At 37.5% G+C, this 7803-nt stretch carries 9 protein-coding genes; 6 read left to right on the forward strand and 3 right to left on the reverse strand.

Annotation, left to right across the window (positions count from 1 at the left end; all coding sequences use genetic code 11):
- Window positions 1-40: 40 nt before the first annotated feature.
- Both pfkB and CWR45_RS09235 read right to left on the reverse strand, forming a co-directional pair.
- Complete coding sequence (gene pfkB / locus CWR45_RS09230; RefSeq protein WP_115749577.1) at window positions 41-952, reverse strand: 1-phosphofructokinase; 912 nt, start codon at window positions 950-952, stop codon at window positions 41-43.
- Window positions 949-1698, reverse strand: a complete 750-nt coding sequence (locus CWR45_RS09235) for a DeoR/GlpR family DNA-binding transcription regulator (RefSeq protein WP_115749578.1) — start codon at window positions 1696-1698, stop codon at window positions 949-951. The genes pfkB and CWR45_RS09235 overlap by 4 nt, the downstream gene beginning before the upstream one ends.
- Window positions 1699-1939: 241 nt before the next feature.
- On the opposite strand from CWR45_RS09235, the gene CWR45_RS09240 reads away from it, so the two are divergent.
- The 5 genes from CWR45_RS09240 to CWR45_RS09260 all read left to right on the forward strand — a co-directional run bounded on the left by CWR45_RS09240 (window position 1940) and on the right by CWR45_RS09260 (window position 5612).
- On the forward strand, window positions 1940-2485 hold the full coding sequence (locus CWR45_RS09240) for an RNA polymerase sigma factor (RefSeq protein WP_115749579.1): 546 nt from the start codon (window positions 1940-1942) through the stop codon (window positions 2483-2485).
- A complete protein-coding gene (locus CWR45_RS09245; RefSeq protein ID WP_115749580.1) occupies window positions 2482-2940 on the forward strand; it encodes an anti-sigma factor in 459 nt (152 codons plus the stop codon). Before CWR45_RS09240 ends, CWR45_RS09245 begins: the two co-directional genes overlap by 4 nt.
- Entirely contained in the window at window positions 2940-4013 is a 1074-nt protein-coding gene (locus CWR45_RS09250) for a hypothetical protein (protein WP_115749581.1), read from the forward strand. The genes CWR45_RS09245 and CWR45_RS09250 overlap by 1 nt, the downstream gene beginning before the upstream one ends.
- Window positions 4010-4915, forward strand: a complete 906-nt coding sequence (locus CWR45_RS09255) for a hypothetical protein (RefSeq protein WP_115749582.1) — start codon at window positions 4010-4012, stop codon at window positions 4913-4915. Before CWR45_RS09250 ends, CWR45_RS09255 begins: the two co-directional genes overlap by 4 nt.
- 121 nt (window positions 4916-5036) lie before the next feature.
- Window positions 5037-5612, forward strand: a complete 576-nt coding sequence (locus tag CWR45_RS09260; RefSeq protein ID WP_115749583.1) for a DUF6434 domain-containing protein — start codon at window positions 5037-5039, stop codon at window positions 5610-5612.
- Between the two features lie 129 nt (window positions 5613-5741).
- On the opposite strand, the gene CWR45_RS09265 is transcribed toward CWR45_RS09260, so the two are convergent.
- Window positions 5742-6200: a CBS domain-containing protein gene (locus tag CWR45_RS09265; RefSeq protein ID WP_115749584.1), complete on the reverse strand. Its 459-nt coding sequence runs from the start codon at window positions 6198-6200 to the stop codon at window positions 5742-5744.
- Window positions 6201-6351: 151 nt separating this feature from the next.
- Between CWR45_RS09265 and rlmD the strand changes: the two genes are divergently transcribed.
- Window positions 6352-7728: a 23S rRNA (uracil(1939)-C(5))-methyltransferase RlmD gene (gene rlmD / locus CWR45_RS09270; protein ID WP_115749585.1), complete on the forward strand. Its 1377-nt coding sequence runs from the start codon at window positions 6352-6354 to the stop codon at window positions 7726-7728.
- Window positions 7729-7803 lie beyond the last annotated feature (75 nt).

Here is a 7803-nt window from a genome sequence, read left to right on the forward strand (position 1 = left end):
TTACCATCCTTCTTTAATAGAATATTTTTACTAGGCGGATCTAGATACGTGTTACTTTCACTTTATCAAGTAAAGACAGAATATCCTCTTTCTTTGCGAGGTCATCTGAAAATGCTGTAGCACTACCGGAAGCAAGTCCCATTTTAAAGGCAGTTTCTACATCGCCTGTTTTACGGAATTCGCCAATAAACCCAGCAATCATGGAGTCACCTGCACCTACAGAATTTTTCACTTCTCCCTTAGGACTGATTCCTTGATAAATTGCATCCTCTGTAAATAGGAGTGCACCTTCGCCAGCCATTGAAACGATCACATTTTTCGCCCCTAATTCAAGTAACTGCTTTCCATAATGTAAAATATCTTCTTTTGTGCTAAAGGTTACATTAAATAATTGCTGCAGCTCTTCTAAATTAGGCTTTACGAGTAATGGGCCATAGGGTAATACGGATTTCAATGCATCGCCGGTCGTGTCTATAACAAATGAAGCACCAGTTTCAATAATTCGTTTTACCAGCTGCTCATAATAATCCTTTGGTAGAGTTGGGGGCATGCTGCCAGAAAGAACAATCATATCTTCACTTGATATTTTTTCCACATTATCTAAAAGCTGATTTGCTTCTGCTTCAGAAATTGCCGGTCCTTTTCCATTGATTTCAGTTTCAGCATCGGCTTTCAGCTTAATATTAATTCTTGTATCCTCTTTTACGTTAACAAAGTCGGTGTTTACCCCGTCGCGCGATAACCATGTTGTAATAAATTCTCCTGTAAATCCACCGATAAATCCAAGTGCTGTTGTATCCGTGTTTAGTTCATGCAGGATACGGGAGACATTAATCCCTTTTCCTCCTGGAAGTTTGAGATCGCTTAGCATATAGTTTAATTCACCAAGCTTTACATTATCTGCATGAACGACATAGTCAATCGATGGATTGAGTGTCACTGTATAGATCATTTCTTTGCCTCCATAATTTCTGTTTTTTGTTTAAAGGAATCATTGTTTCCCTTTACTTCATCCGTAATGATTGTAACTTCCTCCAAGTCACATACATTCGCGAAATTTACTTTATTCCATTTGCTCTGGTCCGCCAACATATATGTAATGGATGATTGTTTTATTGCTAAGCTTTTTAATGCTGCTTCCTCAGGATCTGGCGTTGTACAGCCAAACTCACGGTCAATCCCATTAATGCCTAAAAAAGCTTTACTAAAGCGATAATTCCTTAATTCATCTAAGCTGGTTGGGCCAATAATTGCTTTTGTTGAGGGTTTGATTTTCCCGCCAATAAGGTAGGTGGTGATATTATTATCAGTAAGTATAGAAGCATGTAAAATACCATTCGTCACAACTGTAATATCCCCATATTCGATATAATCAATCATTGCTAGTGTGGATGTCCCAGCATCGATGAAAATGATATCATTCTTCTCAATAAGTGAGGCGGCAAATTTCGCAATAACTTTCTTTTCTTGAATGTTTTTGGATGATTTTTCGTTATTGGATAGCTCATCATCTAATCGGTAAATTCGTTTTGCTCCACCGTGAACACGTCTTAGCTCCCCATCCTTCTCAAGCTGATCAAGGTCCCGGCGAATTGTAGATTCTGAGCATTCAAGCGCCGTCATTAATTCCTGAGTTTTTACGATGCCATTGTGTTTTAATTGATTTAATATGAAAGCATATCGTTCTTCTGTTAACATAGAAAACCTCCAAATCAGTATTTTACCATTAAAAACGTTCAAAAACAATCAAAGGATTTTTGGTAGGTAAGAAAGTGTAAAATACTTTCTTAACGAATAAGTACAACAAAGGTTTGTCACCTAAATGCTTGGTTAAACCTAAGTTTTTCTAAACAAAACGAAAAAATATTTATTTTATGTGTAGGGGACCATAAACTTTGTTTCGTCTATTATAATAGAGTTGCCGAAGGGGGGGTGAAGTGTGGATGAAACATTAATTGAAAAAGCGAAGAATGGTAATGAACATGCTTTCCGGCTGCTTGTTGAAAAGTATCGGACACATATCTTCAAAAGTGTTTATCCAGTTCTGCGCAATCAAAAGGATGCAGAGGATGCGGCACAAGAAGTGTTTCTGAAGATCTACACTTCGCTCCATAAATATGAGAATAAAGGTTTTAAAACATGGATAACCAGAATAGCCGTGAATCACGCGATTGATATAATGCGCAAACAAAAAAGAAGACGTGAAGAAAGTCTAAGCGATATTGAAACTACTGAGCAGGAAGCTTCGCGAATAGAAAGTACTGAGCAACTGGTAATTGCTAAAGAGAGGAGACAATATATAAGAAGCCGGATAAAAGAGCTTCCTGAATCGTATCGTGAAGTCATTATCGGATTTTACATAATGGAAAAATCGTACCAGCAATTAGCGGAGGAACAACAGGTTCAAGTTAAAACGATTGAAACCAAATTATTTCGTGCAAGAAAGTGGATGAAAAAGCATTGGAAGGAGAATGATTTCTCATGAATCACATTCAATATAAAGAGTGGCTTTCCTATACAGAAGATACATTAGATGAGGGTACTCGTGAGCACTATGAGAATCACCTCTATGTTTGTGATGCATGTATGTCACTCTACTTAGAGGCAATCGAAGCAATGGAACAGAAAATCCCAGTGATGTCTACGAACGCAACCTTTACGGATGAAGTGATGCAGAAAATAAACAGTGAGCAAAAGCAAGAAACGAAAGTAAAAACAGCAAAATTGAGCTTTTTTCAGAAAACAATCGTGCATTATGTTGTTGCAGCAACAGTTACACTCTTCCTTATGTCGCAGGGGGTATTTTCACAGCTGATGACTGCAGTTACTGACTTTGAAGCATCTAATAAAAATGAAACGTCGATTCTTACAAACATGTTGGATAAATCTGCTTCGATTATCGATAAATTTGAAATGAAAACAGAGAAGGGTGAACAATAATGAATAATAAAAATCCAATGATTGCATTTTTACTGGCATTTTTCCCTGGTGGGGGATTGTTTTATTTAGGGAAAATACGGGGAATCTTCTACACACTTGTGGTGTTTGGACTCCCAATTATGGCATTAGCAATTCAAGGTCTAATTGGAAATTTTGAATTGCCATTTTTACTGATTGTATTGGCATTTGGATTATATGTCATTAATTTTATCGATACCGCGGTTACAGCCTCACGTCTTTATCACTCTAAAGGAGGTTTAGAAGAAGGAAAAATCACTCAAAATCCGGAGTCCGAACGATTCTTCACAATCATATTATCCTTTATCCCTGGGCTTGGCCATTTTCAATTGGGCTTGGTGAATCGAGGTCTTACACTTCTCGTTACATTTATTGGTTTAGGAGTGATGGTTGTCTTTGTTACCGCACTATCTAACCGAGGAGAGTTTCTTTTATTCCTGGCATTTTTGCCGATTATATGGGTATTTGGATTCTTTGATGCGATGCAGCAGCTATCGAAGAAACAGGCTGGTGAGGAATTGATTGATCGCTCGATTATGGAAGAATTCGAGATGCGCCAGGATGATGGGAAAAAGAGCAAGACGCTTGCAATCTTATTATCAATTTTCCCAGGAGCGGGGCATCTTTATCTAGGATTACAAAGAAGAGGGATTCAATTAATGGCAGCTTTTCTCTTTTCTATTTACGTACTGGATGTATTAAGACTTAGTATTTTCTTATTCTTAATTCCAATAATCTGGTTCTATAGCTTCTTTGATGGACTGCAAAAAGCCTCAAAATATGGAAAAGAAGAGATTGAGGACTTACCTGTTATTTCATATTTTATAAATCATCAAAAATGGGTCGGTATCGGCTTAGTATTGCTCGGACTTTATTATTTATTTGCAGATATGGTAATTCCAGCAATCACACCAGTTGTTGAACGGTTGCTGAATTTTAATGTCCAATATTGGTTTTATAGTTATTTCCAAACAACAGTTGTTTGTCTGCTCCTTATTGGCGGCGGAATTAAACTTATCGCTGGCAATAAGCGAAAGAGGGAGGGAAAAGAATGAGAACATGGCGTGTAGGCAGTATTTCTATGGGAATTGCGCTTCTTATGTTAGGTATCGTGCTCCTCTTATCGCAAGTCTTTCATATAGAGGCAGTCACAATTCTGTTAACATGGTGGCCAATCATCTTAATTATATTAGGAGGTGAGATTCTTCTATATCTCTTTTTATCAAAACAAGAAAAGGCAAAGGTGAAATACGACTTTATTAGCATTTTCTTTGTCGGCATCATTGGAATGGTTGGCATTGGCTTGACGATTCTCACAACGACAGGGATTCTAGACAAAATGAATAACTGGGCAAATATCGAAACAATAACAATGCATCTCCCTGAATATACAACAGCAATTGATGAGGAGATCTCAAGGATTGTTGTCAATACGGGGAATCACGCTGTTACTTTTGAAGATAGTCAGCCGGATAATGTGGACATATTCGGTTCCTACCGCACGCAAATACTGGATAATGAGGCGACGATTAAATCACAGGATGATTACTTAGTTGTAAAAGAACAAGGGGACACATTGTATATCGATTTTAAAGAAATCTATAGTCTTCCGAAGCCGTTTAATGACCCGGTACATTTATCTGCTACCATTCTAATTCCATCAGATGTGCAATTGGAGGTAACTGGCAATTATAATTCTATTAACCTAAAGCCGAGAAATATCTCGAAAGCGTGGATCATCAATCAAGTTGCCGATGTAAATATGCTCGTCGGTCAGGAAGCAAATGTACTTATTGAAGCAAATAATGTTTATGAATTAAATGGGAAAGATTGGGAAAGCCGTAATTCCAAACAAGATGATTCACTGCATTCAGGTACGATGAAAATAGGGGAAGGGAAAGCTACCCTTTCGATTAATGATGCAGAGGCTGTATCAGTATCTGTGCCACAGTCTTGATGAATTTTTTGAATGAAAACGTAGAGAGCAGTATTGCTTTCTATGTTTTATTTTTATCGTCTATACTTTGATAATTAGAAACGTTTGTTCTATAATAATGATTAACAAAAGGGGTGGGACAATGCGGCCAAATCTAACCAAAAATATTAGTATAGATAAATTTAAGGACTTTTATTGGCTAAAAGAGGAATTGCAATCATTTTGCAGGGAAAATGGAATTAGTGCGTCAGGCTCCAAATTAGAGATTGCTGATAGGATTGAAGCCTTCCTTCTTACAGGAGAGATAAAAAAGCCTTCCAGAAAAGCAGCTAGGTCTGGAAAAGCAGAGAAGCAAATAGAACTAAGTCTTGATACAGTTATTACGGAGAATCACCGCTGCAGTCAGGAGGTGCGAGCGTTTCTAAAATCGGTTATTCCAAGGTTTCATTTTTCTACATATATTCAAGATTACTTTAAAAATAATGCTGGAAAAACATATAGAGATGCAGTAAATGCTTGGTATGAAGAGGAAGAGCGCAAAAAGAATCCTACTTACAAGAAGAAAATTGCTCCCCAATTTGAGTACAATCAGTTTATTCGTGATTTTTTTGCTGTCCCCAAAAATAAAGGCAAAAACCGTAAAGAAGCGATTGCCGCTTGGAATGAGATAAAACTGCTCCCAGGGAGTAATAAATATGACCCTAATAAGAATCTGTAGGCGACATTTTAGTTTAATATTTTTATAGAAGAGAAGCAGAGACCTTCCCTAATACATTCTACAAACCATTAGCAGAGAATTCTTCTGCTAAAGGTAGAGGGCAAGATAATTATCTTTAGGCGCAATTAATTAAAGTGAAATCATTTTCTGAGATATATTATATATTAAATCACCTCGACTGATTACACCAATTACTCTTCCTGCTTCATTGACGACAGGGAGCTTCTTATAATGATGCTGTGACAATAAGCGAATCGTCTTTTCGAATTCTTCATCAGGTGATACCTTCAAAATAAAATGTTTCGTCATGATTTTCTTCACAGGAGTATCTAAATTATGCTGCAACACATCTTCAATTGTTTCAGCCTCGAGATACATGGCATTATATAGATCGATAATTTGAAAAGGTTTAGGTGCTAGAAAACGCAGAACATCACCATCAGAGACCATTCCAACGAGATTGCCTTGATCGTCAACTACAGGCAATCCGCCGATTCGGTTCTTTACCATAATCTCCAATAAATCTTTTAGATTGTCTGTTGCTTTAACTGTAAAGACATTCGTAATCATAATATCGCGTGCTTGCATGTTATTTTCCTCCTTTAATTGGAAAATCCTCTACACTATTATTATACTACAATAGCGGAAAATGTAGACAATATCTGTCGAAACATGATTTATTTACGGGAAATATGGTAAGATAAAGGTCACAAATAATGCTCGTAAAAGGAAGATACAAATGGCTAAACAAGCAATACCAGTGAAAAAGAATGAAACGATTACACTTACATTTGAGGATTTAACTCATGAAGGGAATGGCGTTGGGAAAATTAACGGATATCCCTTATTTGTACCGAATGCTCTGCCAGGTGAAGTTGGAACAGTAAAGGTAGTAAAAGCAAATAAAAATTTTGGTTTTGGTAAATTACTGGAACTGGAAGAACGAAGCCCGGAACGTGTAGAACCAACCTGCCATGTTCATTGTGGCGGATGTCAGCTGCAGCATATGAGCTATCATTTGCAGCTTGAAATGAAACAAAATCAAGTGAAAAATGTGATGAAGAAAGTTGCCCATCTCGAGCATGTACCGGTTCATCCAATCATCGGGATGGAAAGCCCATTACATTACCGTAATAAAGTACAAATTCCAGTTGGTGAAAAAAATGGAGAGCTGATTACTGGTTTTTATCAGAAGCGCAGCCATCGCATCCTTGAAAATATGGATACATGTAGTATTCAAGACGAGACGATTAATGTGATTGTCCCGGCGGCAAGAGAAATTGCCAATCGAATTGGGATTAGGGCATATAATGAAGAAAGCCACCGTGGGGAATTACGCCATATCATGGTAAGAAAAGGCTTTGCGACGAATGAGGTCATGGTCGTATTCGTAACACGTACAGATAAATTAACGAATAAGGAAGTCTTAATTCGAGAGTTAACCGAGAAGTTCCCAGAGATAAAATCAATTGTGCAAAATGTCAATGATAAACGCACAAGTGTTATTTTAGGTGATAAGACCAAAGTATTATGGGGCGAACAATATATTTACGATAAAATCGGCGACGTTAAATTTGCAATCTCTGCAAAATCGTTTTATCAAGTAAATCCGGAACAGACAAAGGTACTTTATGATAAAGCATTGGAGTATGCCAAGATTGATCATAACGATGTTGTCGTCGACGCTTATTGCGGCATCGGCACAATTTCATTATTTTTAGCACAAAAGGCTAAAAAAGTATATGGCGTGGAAATAGTACCAGAAGCAATTAGCGACGCGAAAATGAATGCAAAGTTAAATGGCATTGATAATGCAGAATTCTTTGTTGGCGAAGCAGAGAAAGTAATGCCATGGTGGAAAGCACAAGGACTGAGTCCAGACGTCATTGTTGTTGACCCACCACGAAAAGGCTGTGAACCAGAATTCTTACAAGCGATGATTGAAACCGAGCCAAAGCGGATTGTTTATGTTTCTTGTAATCCATCGACATTAGCAAGGGATCTTAGAATTCTAGAAGATGGTGGATATGAGACGAAGGAAGTCCAGCCTGTTGACATGTTTCCGCAGACGGCACATGTGGAGGCAGTTTGTTGGTTGGAGAGGAAATTTGTCTAACAATAATTAACATCCCGCAACCATAATAAACATTACCGATTCAGACCCCGATTTCGTGAAAATAAACATTTCCGA

Source organism: Oceanobacillus chungangensis, assembly GCF_003369565.1.
Taxonomy (GTDB): domain Bacteria; phylum Bacillota; class Bacilli; order Bacillales; family Amphibacillaceae; genus Oceanobacillus; species Oceanobacillus chungangensis.